General features: G+C 36.6%; 20 protein-coding genes and 1 other RNA gene. 11 read left to right on the top strand and 10 right to left on the bottom strand.

Annotated elements, in window-relative coordinates:
- Positions 1-140 precede the first annotated feature (140 nt).
- On the top strand, positions 141-1,010 hold the full coding sequence (locus AC5YGI_RS11105; RefSeq protein WP_330747464.1) for a polyphosphate kinase 2 family protein: 870 nt from the start codon (positions 141-143) through the stop codon (positions 1,008-1,010).
- Positions 1,011-1,089: 79 nt separating this feature from the next.
- On the opposite strand, the gene rnpB is transcribed toward AC5YGI_RS11105, so the two are convergent.
- An RNA gene (rnpB, locus tag AC5YGI_RS11100) (RNase P RNA component class A) lies at positions 1,090-1,413 on the bottom strand.
- Positions 1,414-1,601: 188 nt separating this feature from the next.
- Between rnpB and AC5YGI_RS11095 the strand changes: the two genes are divergently transcribed.
- Genes AC5YGI_RS11095 through AC5YGI_RS11085 form a run of 3 tightly spaced genes read left to right on the top strand, consistent with a single transcriptional unit; the run spans position 1,602 to position 4,444 of the window.
- Complete coding sequence (locus tag AC5YGI_RS11095) at positions 1,602-2,093, top strand: RNA polymerase sigma factor (RefSeq protein WP_002976998.1); 492 nt, start codon at positions 1,602-1,604, stop codon at positions 2,091-2,093.
- Positions 2,086-2,760 carry a DUF8845 family protein gene (locus AC5YGI_RS11090; RefSeq protein WP_330747465.1) on the top strand — a complete coding sequence of 225 codons (675 nt, stop codon included), beginning with the start codon at positions 2,086-2,088 and terminating at the stop codon, positions 2,758-2,760. Before AC5YGI_RS11095 ends, AC5YGI_RS11090 begins: the two co-directional genes overlap by 8 nt.
- Before the next feature lie 58 nt (positions 2,761-2,818).
- A complete protein-coding gene (locus AC5YGI_RS11085) occupies positions 2,819-4,444 on the top strand; it encodes an AMP-binding protein (RefSeq protein ID WP_110010056.1) in 1,626 nt (541 codons plus the stop codon).
- Between the two features lie 45 nt (positions 4,445-4,489).
- Here the strand turns inward: AC5YGI_RS11085 and rpoN are convergent, their stop codons facing one another.
- The 3 genes from rpoN to AC5YGI_RS11070 form a co-directional block, all read right to left on the bottom strand.
- Complete coding sequence (rpoN, locus tag AC5YGI_RS11080; protein WP_330747466.1) at positions 4,490-5,953, bottom strand: RNA polymerase factor sigma-54; 1,464 nt, start codon at positions 5,951-5,953, stop codon at positions 4,490-4,492.
- 160 nt (positions 5,954-6,113) lie between these two features.
- Positions 6,114-7,562, bottom strand: a complete 1,449-nt coding sequence (gene asnS / locus AC5YGI_RS11075) for an asparagine--tRNA ligase (RefSeq protein ID WP_047420790.1) — start codon at positions 7,560-7,562, stop codon at positions 6,114-6,116.
- Positions 7,563-8,300: 738 nt separating this feature from the next.
- Positions 8,301-10,004: a helix-turn-helix domain-containing protein gene (locus AC5YGI_RS11070; RefSeq protein ID WP_330747467.1), complete on the bottom strand. Its 1,704-nt coding sequence runs from the start codon at positions 10,002-10,004 to the stop codon at positions 8,301-8,303.
- A gap of 214 nt (positions 10,005-10,218) precedes the next feature.
- Here AC5YGI_RS11070 and AC5YGI_RS11065 point away from each other — a divergent pair, with 214 nt between their 5' ends.
- The 5 genes from AC5YGI_RS11065 to AC5YGI_RS11045 all read left to right on the top strand — a co-directional run bounded on the left by AC5YGI_RS11065 (position 10,219) and on the right by AC5YGI_RS11045 (position 15,258).
- Complete coding sequence (locus tag AC5YGI_RS11065) at positions 10,219-10,542, top strand: hypothetical protein (protein WP_496168316.1); 324 nt, start codon at positions 10,219-10,221, stop codon at positions 10,540-10,542.
- On the top strand, positions 10,539-11,345 hold the full coding sequence (locus AC5YGI_RS11060) for a helix-turn-helix transcriptional regulator (RefSeq protein ID WP_496168314.1): 807 nt from the start codon (positions 10,539-10,541) through the stop codon (positions 11,343-11,345). The genes AC5YGI_RS11065 and AC5YGI_RS11060 overlap by 4 nt, the downstream gene beginning before the upstream one ends.
- A 241-nt stretch (positions 11,346-11,586) precedes the next feature.
- On the top strand, positions 11,587-12,426 hold the full coding sequence (locus AC5YGI_RS11055; protein ID WP_496168313.1) for an SDR family NAD(P)-dependent oxidoreductase: 840 nt from the start codon (positions 11,587-11,589) through the stop codon (positions 12,424-12,426).
- 169 nt (positions 12,427-12,595) lie between these two features.
- Positions 12,596-13,510 (top strand): helix-turn-helix domain-containing protein, encoded by a 915-nt coding sequence (locus AC5YGI_RS11050; protein WP_446105021.1) that lies wholly within the window; start codon positions 12,596-12,598, stop codon positions 13,508-13,510.
- 95 nt (positions 13,511-13,605) lie between these two features.
- Positions 13,606-15,258, top strand: coding sequence for a serine hydrolase domain-containing protein (locus AC5YGI_RS11045; RefSeq protein ID WP_496168310.1), 1,653 nt, complete (start codon positions 13,606-13,608; stop codon positions 15,256-15,258).
- A gap of 77 nt (positions 15,259-15,335) precedes the next feature.
- On the opposite strand, the gene rimM is transcribed toward AC5YGI_RS11045, so the two are convergent.
- The 6 genes from rimM to AC5YGI_RS11015 form a co-directional block, all read right to left on the bottom strand.
- Entirely contained in the window at positions 15,336-15,878 is a 543-nt protein-coding gene (gene rimM, locus AC5YGI_RS11040; RefSeq protein ID WP_496168308.1) for a ribosome maturation factor RimM, read from the bottom strand.
- Positions 15,879-15,892: 14 nt separating this feature from the next.
- Entirely contained in the window at positions 15,893-16,456 is a 564-nt protein-coding gene (locus tag AC5YGI_RS11035; RefSeq protein ID WP_496168307.1) for a 30S ribosomal protein S16, read from the bottom strand.
- 199 nt (positions 16,457-16,655) lie between these two features.
- A complete protein-coding gene (locus tag AC5YGI_RS11030; protein WP_496168306.1) occupies positions 16,656-17,168 on the bottom strand; it encodes a nitroreductase family protein in 513 nt (170 codons plus the stop codon).
- Between the two features lie 44 nt (positions 17,169-17,212).
- The gene (locus tag AC5YGI_RS11025; protein ID WP_496168305.1) at positions 17,213-17,848 is read right to left on the bottom strand and encodes a DoxX family membrane protein; all 636 of its coding nucleotides are present in this window, start codon (positions 17,846-17,848) and stop codon (positions 17,213-17,215) included.
- A gap of 120 nt (positions 17,849-17,968) precedes the next feature.
- Positions 17,969-18,418 (bottom strand): hypothetical protein, encoded by a 450-nt coding sequence (locus AC5YGI_RS11020; RefSeq protein WP_330747476.1) that lies wholly within the window; start codon positions 18,416-18,418, stop codon positions 17,969-17,971.
- Positions 18,419-18,558: 140 nt separating this feature from the next.
- Positions 18,559-19,083 (bottom strand): SRPBCC family protein, encoded by a 525-nt coding sequence (locus AC5YGI_RS11015; protein ID WP_496168304.1) that lies wholly within the window; start codon positions 19,081-19,083, stop codon positions 18,559-18,561.
- Positions 19,084-19,295: 212 nt separating this feature from the next.
- On the opposite strand from AC5YGI_RS11015, the gene AC5YGI_RS11010 reads away from it, so the two are divergent.
- Positions 19,296-21,314, top strand: coding sequence for a M3 family metallopeptidase (locus tag AC5YGI_RS11010; RefSeq protein WP_496168303.1), 2,019 nt, complete (start codon positions 19,296-19,298; stop codon positions 21,312-21,314).
- 18 nt (positions 21,315-21,332) lie between these two features.
- Positions 21,333-21,746: an immunity protein PIM1 family protein gene (locus AC5YGI_RS11005; protein WP_496168302.1), complete on the top strand. Its 414-nt coding sequence runs from the start codon at positions 21,333-21,335 to the stop codon at positions 21,744-21,746.
- The last annotated feature ends 16 nt before the right edge of the window (positions 21,747-21,762 follow it).

Raw genomic sequence — 21,762 nt, 5'->3', positions numbered from 1 at the left:
TATGGACGCTGGTCATACATATGATTTAGGTTTTGGCTCCTTCGGTCTATTTTAAATGGCTGGGCTAAAGCCCACCCCTATTGAATTGTAATAACATCTTCACTTTTATCTTTTTACTTTTATCTTTAAATAAAAAAAATATGGACACCGATTTCTCAGATAACTTTAAGGTAAACGGAAAATTTTCGATAAAAAAAGCATCAACATCTTATAATGGAAAGCTCACTAAAGAAGAAGGAGAGCAAATGCTGATTCAGGAGAAGGAAAAACTTCGTGAGCTACAGGAAAAATTATATGCTGACGGAAGCCAGTCCTTACTGGTGGTATTACAGGCTATGGATGCAGCAGGGAAAGACAGTATGATTGAGCATGTTTTCGGAGGAGTGAATCCTCAGGGATGTAATGTAACCAGTTTTAAAACACCAAGCTCCAAAGAATATTCTCATGATTTTTTATGGAGGCATTATCTGGCACTGCCACAGAAAGGAATGATCGGGATTTTCAACCGTTCTCATTATGAAAGTGTTTTGGTTTGTAAAGTACATCCTGAATATAATCTGAGTGAAAAGACATGGTCTTCCGTAAAAGATTTTGACAGCAAATTCTGGGAAAACAGGTATGAGAGCATCCGCAATTTTGAAAAGCACCTTTCACAGAATGGAACAACCGTTGTCAAGATTTTTTTACATGTTTCTAAGGATGAACAGAAACAAAGACTTCTGGACAGAATTGATGAACAGGAAAAAAACTGGAAATTCTCAGCCGGAGATCTTCCTGAAAGAGCGTTATTTGACCAGTATATGGAAGCTTATGAAACCGCTATCAATGAAACCTCAAAAGATCATGCACCTTGGTATGTACTTCCTGCGGATAGTAAGTGGTTTGCAAGAGTAGCAGCTATTCAGATTATTATTGATACTTTGGAGAAAATGAATCTCAAATATCCTACTCTTTCCGATAAGGACAGACAGGAATTACAGGAATCCAAAAGACAATTGGAAAGTGAATAAATAAAGTTGGAAGGTGGAGGTTTGAAGATGGAGATGTAAAAACTTCCTTCTTCCAGCCTCTGAATTCGAGCTTAAAAAAATCACGAGAAAATCTATAAGCCGGATTCTGTACTTCCGAAGAAGTGCCTGTTATTTATCTACGTATTACATTGCTGCAATACTTGAGCTGATTACCCCTCGGCTTTCAGGACGAGCCGCCCCTATTTTCATTGCTGAAAAGAACCGATATACTTATCATTGCACCGCAAAGAGTTTACCTGGTTTCACTACAGCCGAACTGTACCTGCTTTCTGTTGCACTTGTCCTACCCTCACGGGTGACGGATGTTATCCGCTTTGCTGCTCTATGGTGTCCGGACTTTCCTACCTCCTGTAAACAGGAAATCAACAAGCCGATTTTCTCGCGGAGGCAAAGGTACACAAATTTTGTGGTAAAAAGGCAAAACGGTAAAATGGCTAAATAGTCTTAGTGCTGAGTAAACGATATAGATATATCAATACTATTCTTGCGTTTTTTTACCTTTTTACTATTTTACATGATAATTTTCCCCTAATTACCAGTTTATTATTATCTTCGTGCCATTATATATCTATGGATTCCAGAGAAAAAGAATTTGCGCAGCTTATCAAAGATAATCAGGGACTGATTATTAAAGTATCGCGTTTGTATACCAATTCTCTGGAAGATGAAGAGGATCTTTTCCAGGAAATCGTGTTACAGCTCTGGAGAAGTTATGATTCTTTCAAAGGAAACTCCAAAATTTCCACATGGATGTACCGTGTAGCGCTCAATACAGCCATTACCCTCTTTAGAAAAAAAAGCAAAAGCCTTCCTACCAATGAGCTTGATATCAACCACAGAGATTTTGTGGAAGATGATGACGAAAAACAACAGCAGGTATCACTTTTGTATACGGTAATCAAGACTCTTCCTAATGTAGAAAGAGCCATTGTCATGATGTATCTTGACGATCTGCCTTACAAGGACATTGCAGAAAACCTCGGAATCACTGAAGTTAATGCACGTGTAAAAATGAACAGATTAAAGAAAACCCTTAAAGAACAGATGGAAAAATATGCCTGAATTTGATTTAGATAGCTTTAAGAAAACATGGCAGGAACAACCTGTCCAGCCTAAATATGACAACAAGGAGATTCTTCAGATGTTGAATAGAAAATCACGTAATTATGTGAAGTATATTTTCTGGATCAGCGTTATTGAATTCCTGTTCTTTTCTGTATTTGGGTTGTTCTACTTTTTTCAGGAAGAAGAGTCGGAAAGTTTTCGTAAAATGCTGACAAGATTGGGTGCGCAGGAAGCTCCTGAAGTAGAAAGCAACTTCGGCCATGTCTATCTGGCTATAAAAATCTTAAGCTTGTTGATTACAGCTTATTTCGTCCTGAAATTCTATCAGAATTACCGGAAAATAAAGATCGAGGAAAATCTGAAAGGGCTTATCACACGAATCATCAAGTTCAAAAGAACGGTGAATGCCTTTATTCTGATCAGTATTGTACTGCTGCTGCTATTCACTTTTGTGCTGATTGCTTTTATATTGTATATATTAGATTCCCAGAATATACAGCCTACCAACTCCAGTCTCACCATCATTATTGTTGGAATTACCGTCAGCACATTACTGGCGATCTCTATGATCTGGGTTTATTACAGACTGGTATATGGCACTATTATTAAAAAGCTTGATAAAAATCTGAAGCAGCTTAAAGAGATAGATTCTCAGGAAAATTAATATACATAGGCATAGTTCGGGATATAATCAGTAATTTTATTCCACCAAATCTTAAACTATGCCCTTATCTTATGTGTATGGAACTTCTGACGTTTCATTATTAGGACAGACCATCGGAGCCAATCTTAAAAGTACTGTCGAAAAATACCCTCATCAGGAAGCACTTGTCTGCGTTCATCAGAATTACAGAGCGACTTATCAGGAATTTTACAATCAGACCACAGCTGTTGCAAAAGCCTTATTGTTTTTAGGAGCAAAAGCAGGTGACAGAATCGGGATCTGGTCTTCCAACCGTTATGAGTGGGTACTTTTACAGTATGCCACTGCCAGGATAGGCACTATTTTAGTGAATATCAATCCGGCTTACAGGACTCATGAACTGACCTATGTACTCAATCAGTCCGAAGTTCGTTTTATTTTTTCTTCTTTAAGCTTTAAAACCAGCAATTATAAAGAAATGGTTGAATATGCAAAAGAAGTTTGTCCAACCCTGGAACATGAAATATTCTTTGATGAAAACTGGGAATATTTTGTGAATAACGGCCAGGAGATTTCAGACGAAGTACTTCACAGTTTTGAAGAACATGTACAGTTTGACGATCCTGTTAATATCCAATATACTTCCGGAACAACCGGTTTCCCGAAAGGGGTCACACTTTCTCATCATAATATTCTCAATAACGGTTATTTTATTGGGATCCGATTAAAATATACTGAGAAAGACCGCGTCTGCATTCCGGTACCCTTTTACCACTGTTTTGGGATGGTTATCGGAAATATGTGCTGCACAGCTCACGGAGCCTGTATGGTAATTCCGAATGACAGCTTTGATCCGGAGATTACTTTAAAAGCTGTTTCGGACGAAAAATGTACTTCCTTGTATGGTGTGCCCACCATGTTTATTGCTGAACTGGCAGTAAAAGATTTTGACAGCTATGATTTTTCAAGTTTAAGGACCGGTGTTATGGCTGGTTCCGTATGCCCTCCGGAGATTATGAAAAAAGTGGAAAGCCTGATGAATATTAAAGAAATGAGCATCTGCTATGGGATGACGGAAACTTCACCAGTATCTACTCAGACTTTAATAGGAACACCGCTGGAAAAACAGGTCAGCACTGTAGGAACTGTTCAGGATCACCTTGAGATCAAAATCATTGATGAAAACGGAAGGACTTTAAAACGTGGAGAGCATGGTGAACTTTGCACCAGAGGATATTCTGTCATGCTGAAATACTGGAATGATCCTGAAAATACAAAGAAAGTACTGGATGATGCCCGCTGGATGCATACCGGAGATATGGCTGTAATGGACCAAGACGGTTATATTACCATTTCAGGAAGAATAAAAGACCTCATCATCCGTGGCGGAGAAAATATTTCGCCTAAAGAAATTGAAGACTTTTTATATACGTATACCAACATTCTGGATGTTCAGATCATTGGTGTTCCGAGTGAGAAATTCGGGGAAGAAGTAATGGCCTGGATAAAGGTGAGAAAAGGATTTACCATCACGGCAGAAGAACTTCAGGAATACTGCAAAGGAAGGATAGCCCATTATAAAGTTCCGAAATACTGGAAATTTGTAGATGAATTCCCAATGACCATTTCCGGAAAAATAAGAAAGGTGGAAATGAGGGAAATTTCAATGAGGGAGCTGGGGCTGGAACATGTAAAGCAGGGCTAAATTAAAAAACAAAAAGCATTTCAGACTGAAATGCTTTTTTATATTTTAAAGTTCTTTTCTTAATCTTGCGACAGGAATATTGAGCTGTTCACGATATTTTGCAATCGTTCTTCTGGCAATATTATAGCCCTGCTCTTTCAGGATCACCACCAACGCATCATCTGTAAGCGGCTTTCTTTTATTTTCTTTACTGATTACTTCCTGAAGATGGGTTTTGATCTCTTTGGTAGAAACTTCTTCTCCATCGTCATTGGTTAAACTGTCTGAGAACAGATCTTTAAGGTATACAATCCCGTTCGGTGTATCTGCATATTTGCTTTTTACCACCCTTGAAATCGTAGAGATATCAAAACCTGTAATATCAGCAACATCTTTTAAGATCATTGGTTTCAGGGACTTTTCGTCACCTGTAATAAAATAATCTTTCTGGAACTTTACAATCGCTGTAATCGTCTGTAATAAGGTATTCTGACGTTGATTAATCGCATCAATATACCATTTTGCAGCATCCAGTTTTTGCTTGATAAATAAAGCAGCCTGCTTGTGTTCCGATGAGTTTTTATCATGGGAATAGGTTGTCAGGATATCTTTATATTCTTCAGACACTCTTAAAGTAGGGGCATTTTTGCTATTCAGCATAGGAATTACCTGCCCGTCTTTCACCTGAATTACAAAGTCCGGAATAATTTCCTGATTGATCGTAATTGTCTGGGTATCAAAGTTCCCTCCAACTTTCGGAGATAATTTTGAGATTTCATCCAGCGCATCTTTCAGATCATCTTCTTCAATATCATATTTCTGAATGATCTTGTTATAGTGCTTATTGGTTAAGGCTTCAAACTGATGTCTTAAGATATTGGCAGCCAAAGAAACGGCTTTATCAGAGCTTACTTTCTTTTCGATCTGCAGTAACAGACACTCCTGAAGACCTCTTGCTCCCACTCCCGGCGGATCAAGCTTCTGCACATAGTTTTCAAGGATATCCTCCACTCTTTCTTTAGTGGTATAGATTCCCTGTGAGAAGGCAAGATCATCAACAATTGATTTGATCTCTCTTCTCAGGTATCCGTCTGTATCTAAATTTCCGATAAGGTATTCTGCAATCTTAAGATCTTCCTCACCGATATTCACCAGGTGAATCTGTTCTGTAAGATAATCATATAATGACTGTCCTTCCGTTAAAAGACTCTCGTTATCAAATTCTTCATCATCCGGAGAATAGTTGCTGGATGCGGTTTTATAGCTGGGTTCATCGTCATAGATATATTCGTTGACGTCGAAATCTGTTTCAATGCTGTCTGTACCCTCATCCTGATAAGCATCTTCAAGGGAAGAATAGTCATCTTCCTTAGAATCTTCTTTTGCAATTTCCAAAGCTGGGTTTTCTTCCAACTCCCTCTCCAACTCCTCTTCAAATTCAAGAGTATGAAGCTGAATAAGCTTCATCAACTGAATCTGCTGAGGGGCCAGCTTCTGTCCTAATTTGAGTTGTAAGTGTTGTTTAAGCATATTCTTATTTGGCGTTTTAACATAACATATTCTACGAATTTAATAAATTTATTTGACAAAAAACACATTTAGCATGATTTTTGCATTACTTGTCCTAATATAATAAACTATTAAAGAATAAAAAAAGCCTTAACTTGTGATTAAGGCTTTTTTTATTGTTCTAGAATTCAGCACTTTTCGGTGTTCTAGGGAAAGGAATTACGTCTCTGATATTCGTCATTCCTGTTACGAAAAGGACCAGTCTTTCCAATCCTAAACCGAAGCCTGCATGCGGCACAGAACCGAATTTTCTGGTATCAAGATACCACCAAAGTTCATGCTCATCTACGTGCATATCTGCCATTTTCTGTTTTAAGACATCTAATCTTGCCTCTCTCTCTGATCCTCCGATGATTTCACCGATACCAGGGAAAAGAACATCCATAGCAGCAACAGTTTTGTTGTCATCGTTCAGTTTCATATAGAAAGCTTTGATTTCTTTCGGATAGTCAAATAATACTACCGGGCTTTCAAAGTGTTTTTCAACAAGATATCTTTCATGCTCAGACTGAAGGTCTGTTCCCCATTTTTCAACAGGGTAAGCAAATTTTCCTTTTTTATTTTCTTTAGAGTTCAGTAAAATTTCGATCGCTTCTGTATAGCTTACACGCTTGAAACGCTTCGCTACCACATTCTGAAGTTTTTCGATAAGACCTTCTTTTGCTCTTTCTTTTTCCGGTTTTGTTTTTTGTTCTTCCGCAAAACGGTTATCCAGGAACTCAAGATCATCTTTGCAGTTATCCAATACATACTGGATCACATATTTTAAGAAATCTTCCGCAAGGTCGATGTTATCTTCAAGGTTGTTGAATGCTACTTCCGGCTCAATCATCCAGAACTCGGCAAGGTGTCTTGTCGTGTTGGAATTTTCAGCACGGAAAGTAGGTCCGAATGTATAAATTCTTCCCAATCCCATAGCTGCAGTTTCTCCTTCAAGCTGTCCTGAAACGGTAAGGTTTGTTTTTTTACCGAAGAAATCCTGTGCAAAATCAATTTCACCTTCTTCAGTTTTCGGCATGTTGTTCAGATCAAAGTTGGTGACCCCAAACATTTCACCTGCACCTTCTGCATCTGCTCCTGTAATGACTGGTGTGTTGATATAGAAAAACTGATTCTGGTTGAAGAATGAGTGAACAGCAAAACTTACTGCATGACGCACTCTGAACACCGCTCCGAAAAGGTTTGTTCTGAATCTTAAGTGAGCCTGCTCACGAAGTTTCTCAAGACTGTGTTTCTTAGGCTGAAGAATTGTACTCTGAAGTTCTTCTGTAAAGTTATCTCCTAAAATAATGATCTTTTTAGCAATAATTTCCACAGATTGTCCTGCTCCCTGGCTTTCCACCACTTCTCCTACCACTTTCAGGGAAGAAGCCGTACTGATATTCTTGATGATTGCTTCATCAAAATTTTCGAAATCAACAACTATCTGCAAATTATTAATCGTAGAACCATCATTAAGCGCAATAAAGCGATTAGCACGGAAGGATCTTACCCATCCGTAAACAGTAATGTCATGATGTAATACTTTCTTGTAATCCTTTAGGATTTCTTTGATCGTTTGCTTTTTCATTTGTTGATGATAAATTTTTTATATAAAAATTAATGTCTGCAAAGTTACAAAAAAACAGCGCAACTTGATGATTGCGCTGTCTTTAAAAATCATTTAACTGGTATTTAAACTCTCAGTTCAGGAAATTCACCTTTTCTTCTTCGGACTCTTCTGCATTTTCAGGTACATTTCCACTCAATATTATCCTGAACTTCAATAAAATCCGGAATACCCGGAATGAACACTTACACGATCACTTTTAAAAAGAATAAAATATGATTTTATTCTGAGTTTTCATGGAATTAGTTATTGAAATGGTTATTAGTTTTTAAGTGATACGTTTGTGGTCATTACCGGGGCTTACATCCATTTTTAGACTATACTATACTTTTAAACTGTGGCGGATTCACCGGATTTATACTGTTTAATGATTTTTAAATAATCACTACACTTTATATTCTAAATTTCTAAACAAGTACTTCATTATTTACATTTAATTTTCTGGTTATTATTCCTGTTTTTACCCTCATTTGTTATTCTTTTTCTGATACAATTCCAGACCTGGATTTTAAATAATCAGGAGTTTGAAACTGATATCTTGTATTGTGCACATACAAAATAAATGGTTGTGTTTTTACCTGAAGCAAAGATGCAGGAAGTGAAATAATGATACAAGGGAATGGTTTATAGATTCATAAATTTATATACCTAAAATCATGAATCTATAAACAATAAAGAATTAAAAATCAGTTGATTAAATTAATCTGACGACATATTTTCAATTTCTTTCAGATAGATAGAAAGTGGTGTTCCGGTTCTTTTTTTAAAGGCTAAAGTGAAAGCCTGTTCATTATTATATCCTAATTCTTCGGCGATAAAAGGAATTTTATAAGACCTGAATTTTTTGTCATTGGCCAGTCTGCTGATGGCATAATCAATACGAAGATCATTGAGATAGGTTGCAAAGTTTTTCCCTTTGTAGGTATTGATAATTTCTGACAGATATTTTGAGTTTGTTTTTATTTTTTTGGCCAGACTTCCCAAGGTGATTCCTTTATTCAAAAACTGATCTTTGCTTTCAAATATCTCAAGTTCATGTAAAATATTCCTGGCAATATCTTCAGAAATAGTTCTTGATGCTTTATCTTCTGTATTTTCTGTGAGAAGAGGTTCTGATGAAATTTCCTTTTTAATTTCCCCGTCACTTTTTTTCCCTACCCTGTTTTCATTAACGGATTGAATAAGATCCTGAGCGATCTTTTTATAGTTCTTTTCAGATTTTTTATATTTAAAATAAACGTTGATAAACAGCAAATGGGAAATCAACAAAAGGCTCAGCACAATATAAAAGAGGCTTTTTCTTTTTGTAAGTTCATTGGTAATATCCTCTTTCTCCTGCTGCAGCTCCGGAGTATCATATCTTCTGGGAAGCTCTCTGGAAATATACCTGAACTGTGTATACAGCACCTGATCCACCTTTAAAAACCGGTCCACATAATACAGCTGCTTTTCTATATCATTATTTTCTTTATAATGATCAATAAGGTAAGTATATACATCTCTCAGCTCTGGATAAATATAATTCGTTTTAAGAACCAAAGAATCGATCCTGTGGAAAAAGCCTGCTGCTTTTTCTTTTTCCTGAAGTCCGGCATAGGATTTTCCGAGGTATAAAAGAGTGTAATTCTGGTCTCTTTTATCATTAGTATTTGTAAAGAAATATTTTTCGCACTCCAATAAGGCATTAATTGCTTTCTGATAATTTTTCAAATGCAGATGATAAGATCCCAGCAGCCCAAGATTCTGGTAATATCGGTAAAGATTTTTATTTTTTCTGGAATCCAGTAAACCTTCCTGTATCAATGCATAAGCAGAATCCATTTTATTGATCTCTATATAGGCATCTGCCAGATTCAACTTAAGAGATTTCTGCTCATCTTCATTCATATAATCGGTATCATACGCATAATGTCTTAAAACTTTAGCTGTCTCAGCGTGTTTACCTATATAATTATTAAGGGAGGCAATACTGATATGCGCCATGGCAATCTGCCTTTTATTTCCTTTTTCTTTTGCATATTTCAGACCTAAAATATAATTATTCAATGCAGCCTGAAGATTATCATTTCTGAAATACAGATTGCCTTTTAAAAGATAAATTCTGGCCGGATATATATTTTCTTTGGAATTCCTGGTGATCTGTTGTAAGCTGTCAAGATATTTTAATGCAATGGGCAGAGTCTCACCAAAATGGAGCATAACATATCCTTCAGCAATCTGAATTGTATTTTTTTCAGATTTTGCTTTTTTAAGATAGCTTTCTGCAATGCTTTTACTGTTCACATCCCCGACATGGCTGTAGAATTCTTTTTCCAATTTGTCATAAGACCGTTTTTCGGGAATATTTTTTTCAGCATTATTGGTTTGTGCATGAAAAAACACATTCCCAATAACCAATAACATTAGTAAATATTTTAATTTCATCACTCATCCTGGCTATATTACAAAAATATTATTTTTCTTCAGTAGATACACCACAGCTTTTGCTTTTTTCGTGTATTTATCCATATTTTCATTAAAAACAATGGTAATTTAATCAACAAAAGAGAGACAGCTTAAAAAAACTGTACTCTCTCAAAATTATTTCCATTCTATTTTACCTTCCATATAATATACCTTGGCAGACCTAAGAACATTACTGGAAGAACTGGAGACTAAAACACTGGAAAAAAATAATTTTCAGATCTATGTCAATGATTTAGTAATTTTAAACAACAGTATTTTATTCAAAAATGAAGAACAGTGTTCCTTTTTTGTGCCTTTCAGCATGTTTGGATATATAATGACCAATGATAAAATGACGTGCGAAGATTCTCTGAGCTATTTTGACCATCAGATCAAAAACTCAAGATCACTGAACGAATCCGGAAACAGAGAGAGGAAAATATTTTTTAATAAGATGTATGAGCAGATCGACAGATTAAAACAAAATTTATCATGAACAGTCTTCGTAGCGGCGAATATTTTGGGGAAACCAATCAAATGGTCAATTTGGAAGGATTGACCATCACCGATACGGAGTATACTCATCCTTACGTAGACTGGCATTATCATGAAAATGCTTATTTCACTTTTCTTCTACAGGGCAACATGACAGAAGGAAACAGAAAAGAAACCTACGGCTGTTCTGCAGGAACATTATTGTATCATCATTGGGAAGATCCACACTATAATAGTAAACCTGATATTTTCACAAGAGGCTTTCATATTGAGCTTTCGCAAAGCTGGTTTGATCGGTTTGATATTCAGAAAAATAAAGTGGAAGGCAGTTTTAATATCAAAAACCCTGCTTTAAAATTATTGGTCTGTCAGATGTTCAGGGAAACCAAAACTAATGATATTTCTTTTGATCTAAATATTAATCAGTTATTACTGCATCTTTTCAGCCAATTAACTCATCAGAAGGGAGATACAGAAAGAAAGCCTTTGTGGGTAGGCCGGATCAATGAAATTCTTCATGAAAGCTTTACAGAAAATCTCAGTCTTACAGAACTTTCCAAAACACTGAACATCCATCCTGTTCATCTCAGCAGGGAATTTCATAAACATTTCCATTGCAATCTGGGGGAGTATCTCAGAAAATTAAAGATTAATAAATCAATGGAACTTCTCAATTCACCTTCTTCTTTAACCGATATTGCTCTGGAATGCGGTTTTTCAGATCAGAGTCATTTTATCCGGTGTTTTAAAGAAAATATCGGAATTACCCCTTTGAAATACAGAAATCTGTTGAAAAATCATTGAAACTTGTTTGAAATTAAAGAGGGATTTGGCTTTTGCCATAGACTACGCCCAATCTGCGGTTTCTGAAGAGGTAAGAATCTTATTAGCCATTGATTGTTTGAGATTCTTCATTTCATTCAGACTGACACGCGTTAAATAACACCATTCACGATTTGGATACATCATTCCCCGATTTGGATACATTTCTCTTTTCGTAAGTTTTGATCTTTGTACCATCATTTAAACAAAAAAATATTTAAAAATGGAAACAAAAAAAGTATGGTTCGTGACAGGAGCTTCAAAAGGCTTAGGATTCGAGCTGGTAAAAAAATTACTCTCAGAAGGATTTCAGGTTGCTGCAACAAGCCGTACCGTTGAATCCCTGATCTCCACCATTGGAGAAACTTCACCAAACTTCCTTCCGCTCAGCGTAAACATCACAGACAATAATGATATCAAATCTGCGATTGAAAAAACAGTAAACCATTTCGGACAAATTGATGTAGTGGTCAACAATGCAGGTTACGGCCAGATCGGAACGCTTGAAGAACTTACTGATGAGGAAGCAAGAGAAAATTATGCTGTAAATGTTTTCGGAACTTTAAATGTGATCAGAAATGCTATGCCTTATCTGCGTGAACAAAGGTCAGGAAACATTTTCAATATTTCTTCTGTCGGAGGATATTCTGCTAATTTTCCAGGCTGGGGAATCTACTGTTCTACAAAATTTGCGGTTGCCGGATTTACGGAAGCTTTGGCTGAAGAGGTAAAAGATTTCGGAGTTCATGCTACCGTGGTTTACCCGGGATATTTCCGTACCGATTTTCTAACTAAGGATTCTGTGAAAACGCCTGCCAATCCTATCCAGGCTTATGAAGCAGCGAGAAATTCGGAACAGGCTCACCTCAATGAAATCAATGGAAATCAGCCTAACGATCCTGAAAAAGCAGCCGATGTCCTGATTCAGATCAGTAAAGAGAAAAATCCTCCGGTACATTTATTATTGGGTGTAGGAACGATGGAATTTCTGAATAACAAAATTGATATTTTAAAGAAAGATGCTGAGAAATGGGAAAGCCTGACTGTTTCTACTGCAATTTAATAAGATAATCATGTCTTTCGACTCCGCTCAGGATGACATTTCTAATACTGAATGTTTTAATTTATATTCCTGAATTCGATATAAAATTTTAGAGAGATCAGTCTTAGCGGAGCCGAAGACTTTTTGGATCAATGTGTTATCATTTTGAAAAAACAACTAACTTCGTTATATGAAACAACCTGTTCGTTTTAATTCTATATCCGATTTTCATGCTTTCTGCAGTCTTCCTAATCCTGAGCATCCGCTGATCAGCCTGATCGATTACAGCAAGGTCCGCTATGTTGTGGAAAATGAAGAATTGAGATGGATCCAGAATTTTTATTCCATTGGTTTGAAAAAAAATGTTACTCCAAAGTTCAATTACGGGCAGCAGCAATACGACTTTAACTCCGGAGTGCTATGTTTCGTTTCCCCGCAGCAGTATTTAAGCCTGGAAATCAATCCCGATGTAGAAGCAGAACCTACAGGATATTTATTGCTTATTCATCCTGATTTTCTGTGGAATACTTCATTAACCCGGAAAATAAAGTCTTACGATTTCTTTAGTTATAAGGTGAAAGAAGCACTTTTCCTTTCTGATAAGGAAGAGAAAATCCTTGTTGATCTATTTAAAAATATCGAACGGGAATATATGGCCAATATTGATAAATTCACACAGGATCTGATTATTGCCCAGATTGAATTGTTACTGATTTATTCAGACCGCTTTTATGAAAGGCAGTTTTTCACCAGAAAAAAATCAAGCCACGAATTGTTATATAAATTTGAAGACATTCTTTCTCAATATTTTGAAAACGGAAACCTCCTTGAAAACGGAATTCCCACAGTGAAATGTATTGCCGAGCAGATGAATATTTCACCTAATTATCTTGGAACGCTTTTACGTCTTCACACCCGGCAAAATACACAGCAGCATATTCAGAATAAATTAATTGATGCAGCAAAAGAACGTTTAAGCACCACCAGTTTGTCTGTCAGTGAAATTGCTTATGAGCTGGGATTTGAGCATCCACAGTCTTTCAGCAAACTTTTTAAACAAAAAACAAATCAGTCACCAGGAGAATTCAGAAAGCTTTTCAATTAGCACCGCTTTGAAATGATCATATAAAATAGCAATGTTAATTTCATTCTATTTCACTGTAAAGAAGTTTATTATTTTTGTTTAAATACTTCCTTGAGATGAAATCATTTCTACTATTGATCTTTATTTTTATATTTTGTCTTCATTACGGACAAAACAACAATATTGTCAGTCCTGAAAAAATTGAGAATCCGGTTCAGAAAAAAAATAGTGGAAAGATTGTTTTCCTTTCACAAAATACACCGCTGGAAAACCTGAAAGATTCTGATATTCTCACTTCTACGGTATTTCAGGAAAACGGAGATCTTGGTATTCATGCTTTTTTTGATAACTCGCTGATCAATTATCTTCATCAGCTTGAACCTGGCTGGACTGTGGATGAGTTGTTGAAAAAAGGTAATTATCAGTTCTCATTTTATGTAGACGGAAAACTTATTTATCAGGAAAATCTCAATACAGGCGCAGGAACTGCCGACCATAAAAAATTCAAAACCAGCTTACGAATTCCTCTTCTCAGCAGTAAAAATGAAGATTCATGGGGAAGGTATTTATGGATGCGTTTTTATATGGCTCACGACGGAATTGATACACTGTCAGCAGGAAATCATGTTCTAAAAATTGAAATCCGCCCTTACCTTACCACTTCCACGATCATAACGGGATCAGTCATTGCAGAAGGACAAATCAATCTCACTGTTCCTGCTCAAAATATTCCCGAGCAGCAAATCGCTGTTCAGCCTGTACGGGCTGATAGCGGATGGAAGGTTTCCAGGGAAAACATCAATACAGAAATCATCAGAAACCTCAATAAGAAAATTGCAGAAAACAGGTTCAAAAATATCACCGGAATAGCTGTTATAAAGGAAGGAAAATTACTTCTTGAAGAATATTTTAACGGATCCGGAAGAGATTCATTACAGGATACGCGCTCTGTGGGAAAATCATTTTCTTCTGCTTTAACGGGAATTGCAATCCAGGATGGATATTTAAAAAGTGAAAATCAGACTCTGAAAGAATTTTATGATCTGAAACTTTTTAAAAATTATTCTTCTCAAAAAGAAAATGTTACTATAAAAAGCTTACTGACAATGAGTTCAGGATTTGACGGAAACGATGAAGATTCTGAATCTCCGGGAAATGAAGAAAATATGTACCCGACAGAAAACTGGGTAAAGTTTACGCTGGATCTGCCTGTGACAGGGAATAAAATCGGTAAAGACTGGAGTTATTTTACGGCAGGTGTTGTATTATCCGGAGATGTTTTGGATAAAATAGTTCCAGAAGGTTTAAAAAATTATGCAGATAGAACATTATTCCAGCCACTCGGAATCACCAGCTATAAATGGCAGTTTACACCACAGCAAAAGCCTTCTTTGGCGGGAGGACTCCGTATGAGACTACTGGACCTTGCAAAATTCGGGCAGTTGTATCAAAATAATGGCGACTGGAATGGAAAAACGATATTGAGTAAGGAGTGGATTAAAAAATCCTTCACCAACTATTTTCCTGATCATCCTGATTTCGAAGGATATGGCTATCTGTTCTGGCGAAAGATTTACAAGGTGGGAAACAAAAGTTATGAAGCTTTCCAATCCAGTGGAAATGGAGGAAATAAGATTATTATTTTCACTCAGATACCAGTTGTCATAGTAATTACAGCGCAAGCCTACAACAAGCCCTACGCGCACCGGCAATCTGAAAAAATAGTACAGGATTATCTTTTACCCGCCTTAAAAATGAGTAATGAATAATCAGTAATGAGTAATGTAGAAAAGTGAGAAAGAATAGCTTATTGCTTATTGCTTATTGCTTATTGCTTATTGCAAAACTATTCGTCTTTTTTTGAAGGAACCAGAAATACATCAATAAGACCTTCAGGAAGTTCCATTTTGATGGTTCTTTCTTCCCTGTCAACTGCAAGAATCCAGTCTTTGATCATAGGAATTACCACTTCTTTTCCATCCAGATTGGTAATGAAATATACCTGCGCTGTCTGATCGTTTACAGATCTGATTACGCCACAGTTATTATCATTCTGATCAAGAATTTCAAATCCGATGATTTCGTGGTAATAGAATTGTTTTCCTGAAAGTTTTGGCAGTGAAGCAAGCGGAAGGTAAACACTTTTACCCAGCACCTGATCTACCATAGCTTCAGAAGAGTTTTTGAATGCAAGATTCAGAGCATCAAGTTTGCTCCATGATGATTTTTCAATAAAAAATGGAACCAATAATCCGTTGATTTCAACGAATATTGATTCCAATTTATTGTAAAGCTCGGGCTGGTCGGTATCCAATTTAAGGATAACGTTACCCGCAAGTCCGTGTCTGCGTGTGATTTTTCCTAAAAAATAGCAATCTTCTTTACGCATAACAGGGTTTGTTCTTAAGCTTCAGTGTTTTCTTCAGTTTCAGCAGCAGGAGCTTCTCCTTCTGCAGCTTCAGCAACAACTTCTTCAGCAGGTGCGTTAGCAGCTTCTTCAGCAGCTTTAGCATCAGCTTCAGCTTGTGCAGCAGCAACTCTAGCTTCGTTTACTTTTACTTCAGCTTCTAAAGCAGCTTTCTTAGCATCAGCTTTAGCAGTAGCTAAACCTTCTACTTTACCTTGTACTTTAGCATCTTTAGCTTCTACCCAAGCATTGAATCTTTTTTCAGCTTCAGCTTCGTCAAAAGCACCTTTAGCTACACCACCTTGTAAGTGTTTTTTGTAAAGAGCACCTTTGTAAGATAAAATAGCTCTAGCAGTATCAGTAGGCTGAGCACCGTTGTTTAACCACTTTACAGCAGAATCAACGTTCAATTCGATAGTTGCCGGGTTAGTAATTGGGTTGTAAGTACCTAGTTTTTCGATGAATCTACCATCTCTTCTAGCTCTAGAATCTGCAACCACGATGTGGAAAAAAGGTTTTCCTTTTTTACCGTGTCTTTGTAATCTGATTTTTACTGACATAATGTTTGAATTTTACGGGAACTCGTCCCAGTTAAATATTTAAGAGTGCAAAGATAGTAAAAAAGTTTGAAGTAAAAAGCTCCAAGTAAAAAGTTTTATAAAATTCATTTTTTTTCAGAAGCCAGGAACCTGCTCTCGCTACTCGCTTTTTTCTTCTGCAAAGAAAAAGAGCTTAAACAAACCGCTCCATCAGGGCTATTTATTCCAGATTTCCCATATAAAATAATCCCAGACATTTCTGGTTTTCTTCAATAGTAAGAGATTCTTTCAGTTCGTCTACAATCTTGGGAGAACTCCAGTAACACCCGATATTATTTACTGTACAGGTAAGGTACATATTCTGAACTGCCATTGAAGTAGCTGCTATTTCTTCCCATTCAGGAACCATACCGCTGAAGTTGACAACAATGGAAACCACTACATCAGCTTTATTGATTTTGAAACCGATATCGTTGTATTTTTTTTCTAAAAAAAGTTGTTCTGGAGTAACGGTCTTATAGATAGCCTGCATTTCTGATGCCAGCTGTGCTTTTTCTTCTCCTTTGAATATTTTGAAACGCCAAGGCTTGGTACGTTTATGATTGGGAGCAAACGTGGCAGAATTTACAATCTCTTCCAAAACTTCCTGAGATATTTCTGTGTCTGTATAATCTTTCGGGAAAATACTTCTTCTCTCCTCTATAATTTCTTTTAAAATGGTTGCTTTACTCATACCTGCAAATTTACAACATGAAATTCAATCTTCATTTTAAAATGTTAAGGATGTACAGCCAGTTTACGATTTTTATACGCCTGATAATTGCTTATGATAAATGTTGCGGCAATGATTACACTAATCAGGATACTCAGCCATTTTTCATAGACCTCGCCTTTTGCCGGATTCAGCATAAATAACACAATAAAACTTATGGAATATACTACCCCGGCAATGATCCATCTGTTATCGGGATCAGGATATTCCTTCACCGTACTTGCTTTATTGTAATTAAAAACAGGACGCAGTTTATGTTGATCCCAAATCACCAATATCAGTACGGCAACCATCATTAAGGAGGTGATTATCCAGGTCCCCGAAAAGGAAAGGCTGAGGGTAATAACCCAGATATTACTTAATATAGCCAGAAACATCAATGCTCCCAATGTTGCAAAGCGCTGTGTCATCAGTAAAATTCCGGCTGCCACCTGTGCCAGTCCTAAAAAATTCCAATAAAATCCGGATTGATATAAAGCTTCAAAAAAGTACCCGATCGGGTTATCAGTTGAAATTCTGGTAAACCTCTCTCCCATAAGCTTTATTAGACCTGATGGAAAAAAAGCAGAGCCTACGAGATAACGAAGGTGAATAATGATCCACTGATTAATTCTGCCTTTTCTTAATTGTTCAAATTTCATAGTATAGTATTTTGCATAGCAAGGTACTAAATAAAAATAAAACTTCAAATATAAATCTGAAGTTAATCCTTATCCTGATGAATAACTGTATGCTTGAAAAGAGATAACGCTGAATCTTATTTACAGTACCTCTACAATCTTCTGATGGATTTTATTTAGGGTAAACTCGTCTCCGGGTTTCATTCCCATCATTTTTTTGGCCATTGGACTTTCAGGAGAAATGGCATAAAACCGGTCTCCTTCAAAAAAGAACTCTCCTAATGACACTGAAATATAAAACCTGGCCTTGTTGGTAATGACCAGTGAGCCGAGCTGCACTCTTGCAGTAGCTGTATTGAGAACTTTTGCCATATTTCTCCTAAGATCATTCAATGCTCCGAGCTGCCGCTGCATCTGATAAATTTCCTCCTGCATCTCTTCTCTCATGCTGTCATATTTTGGTGTCTTTTTAATATCGCGGCTCGCTTCCAGGGTAAATTCTATAAAGTTTTTCAATTTTTCAATTTTCTCTGCGATGGTGGTCTTCACAAAGTCTCTGATATCACTTTTTTCAAATACAATCTTCTCCATACAATCTATTCTTTATATAAAGATAATATTTTTAGAATAATATTTCAATGACTTAACATAAAATAACGCTTCCTCAACCAACAGTATTGATAAAAATCGCTGTAATAAAAAAGCCCTGTACATTGTACAAGGCTTTCCTATTATTTTTCAGCAAGTTTCTTCAGATCTCCCAGTCCCTGGCTAAACATTTTGCCCATATTACTGTCCATCATAGGCTTCATGATTTTCATCATGGTATTCAGCTCATTATCGATCATCCAGGTCACTTTTGTACCGCTGCCCTCAGGAGTCAGTATGATGTTACTTTTAGCAGTTCCTTCAAAAGGTTGTATGAAATGAAGCTGGGTTCCCAGTTTTTCATTCGGGATAATTTCTGTGATAGACTGTTCTCCTTCACTGCCGTCACCCTTCCAGTGATAAGAGTTGCCAGGCTGGTTACCCGCACCTGAATAAGTTACAGAAAAGTTTTTGATTTCTTTAGAAAAAGGATCCCAGGTATTGTATGCTTGTAAAGAGCTGGTATGCTGCCATACTTTTTCCTTTGGTGCATTAATGACAATTGATTTTTCATAGTGATAATCTTTACTGAAAGCCAGCATGGCAATGACAGCATAGATAAGAATCAGTACGATGATAATACCGATAATTTTTAAGAGTGTTTTCATAGTCTTTATATTTAAGGTTATTTATTTAATAATGACTTTTTAATCTGTTCTCAAAATTAAATATTCCCACATCACTCCTTCTTTCCATATGACAAGATTAATTAAAGATAAGGTATTTTTGTCATACCACACCAGTAAGGCATTATTTTTGAGCGTTTCAGCTGTGATTCCCGATGAATCATTAAATTTACCTATCTAAAAAGATCAAAAAAATGAATATTTTAACAGAAAAATTTAACACTCCATATCATTCGGCTCCGTTCAACAGTATTAAAAATGAAGATTATCTGCCTGCATTTAAAGATTTAATTCAAAAATCTGAAGCGGAAATTGATGCTATTGTCAACAATCCTGATGCTCCCACATTCGAAAATGTTATTGAAGCTTTGGCCTATTCGGGAGAACAGCTGGATGTGGTTTCTAATATTTTTTTCAACTTAAATTCTGCAGAAACCAGCGATGAGATCCAGCAGATTGCCCAGGAGGTTTCTCCGATCTTAACGGAATATTCTTCAAAAATTTCTCAAAACGAAGCCCTTTTCAACAAAATCAAGAAAGTATATGATGAAAAGGAAAAATATAATCTCAACGAGGAACAGGAAATGCTTTTGAATGAGACCTACAAAGGTTTTGTAAGAAGCGGAGCTTTACTGAATGAGGAAGACAAAGACAAACTAAAGAAAATCAGCATGGATCTTTCTGTAAAATCTTTACAGTTCGGACAAAATGTTCTGGCATCCACCAATGCTTATTTTAAGCATATCACCAATAAGGAAGATCTTGCAGGAATTCCTGAAGCCATCATGGATCAATATGCCGAAGAAGCTAAAGAAAGAAACCTTGACGGCTGGGGGGTCACCTTACAGTATCCAAGTTATATCCCGTTCATGACCTATGCTGAAAACCGTGAACTGAGAAAAGAACTGGCCTTGGCCAATGGTAAAAAATCTTTCGACGGTGGTGAATTTGACAATCAGAATTTGATTAAAGAACTTCTGAATTTAAAACAACAGAAAGCTGAACTTTTAGGGTATAAAAACTACGCTGATTTCGTTCTTGAAGAAAGAATGGCCAAGTCTCCGGTGAAAGTTTTCGATTTTTTAAATGAACTTCTTACCAAGGCAAAACCTTATGCCGATAAAGAAATTGAAGAATTAAAATCTTTAGCAAAAGCTGACGGAATTGAGGAAATGCAAGGTTACGACCATGCATTCTATGCTGAAAAACTTCGTAAGGCGAAATTCGACCTTAATGATGAAGAATTAAAACCTTATTTTCCATTACACCAGGTGCAGGATGCTGTATTCGGGCTGGCTGGAGAACTTTTCGGACTGACTTTTGAGGAAAGAAACGATATTCCGAAATATCATGAAGATGTAAAGGTATATGAAGTAAAAGAGAACGGAAATTACAAATCATTACTATATGTTGATTATTTTCCGAGAAAAGGAAAAAGGGCCGGTGCATGGATGACCAGCTACAAAAACCAGTATAAGCGAAACGGCGAAAATTCCCGTCCGCATATTTCAATTGTCTGCAACTTCAGCAAACCGACAAAAGATACGCCTAGCTTATTGACCTTCCAGGAAGTGACGACTCTATTCCACGAGTTCGGGCATGCTCTTCACGGGATGATGGCAGATACTCAATATCCTACTCTTTCCGGGACTTCTGTGAAATGGGACTTTGTGGAACTTCCGTCACAGTTTCTGGAAAACTTCTGCTATGAACCTGAGTTCCTGAAAACTTTTGCAAAACACTATAAAACAGGAGAAGTTCTTCCTGACGAAAAAATTGAAAAAATCGAGCAGTCCAAAAATTTCATGGAAGGTTACCAGACTTTAAGACAACTAGGTTTCGGACTTCTGGACATGAACTATCATACTAAAGTGGCAGAACTGGAACATGAAAGTGTAAAAGAGTTTGAAGATAAATATACCAAAGCAACCACTCTTTATCCTTCGAATTCTGAAACAGCGATGAGCCCAAGCTTCTCTCACATTTTCCAGGGAGGATATTCAGCAGGATATTATTCTTACAAATGGGCGGAAGTTCTGGATGCTGATGCTTTCCAGTATTTCAAAGAAAACGGAATTTTCAATCCTGAGATTGCAGCCAAATATAAAGTTTTGCTTTCTTCGGGCGGAACAAAAGACCCGATGGAGCTTTACAAAAGTTTCAGGGGCAGTGAGCCGAAAGTGGAAAGCCTGTTGAAAAGAGCATTTGGATAGGATATATCTTGAAAAATCATGACAGAAGAAATCAACAAGTTAGAAGCTGTTTTTAATCAATCTTTAAAAACAGTTTTTGAACGTATAACTCCTGAAAAGATTGATGAAATTCTTGACAAAAGAGATTCAACAAAGTTTTCTGATGAATGGATGAAGGCCTATCAGGAAATTGAAGAAAAGTCTTTGGATGAAGAAACAGAAGACAAAATAAGTGATATCCGGAAGGAAATTTTTATTTCCACCTTCAGAACCACCGGCTCTTCAGATCTTCCGGCTTATATTTCCGATGATTTTGGTTTGATCTGCTCTTACTACGTTCATCAGGTTGAAAACAGCTGGGTAACCAATCTGCTTTTCACTTATCTTCATCATCAGATTCCAGATGGTGAACTGCTGAAAACAGAAAAAACAATAAAAGAACTGATTCAATAGATCAGAAAACACAATA

This window comes from Chryseobacterium sp. CS3K3.1, assembly GCF_059515165.1.
The sequence above is the reverse complement of the archived record's forward strand: the minus strand, read 5'-3'. Positions and strand labels throughout refer to the sequence as shown.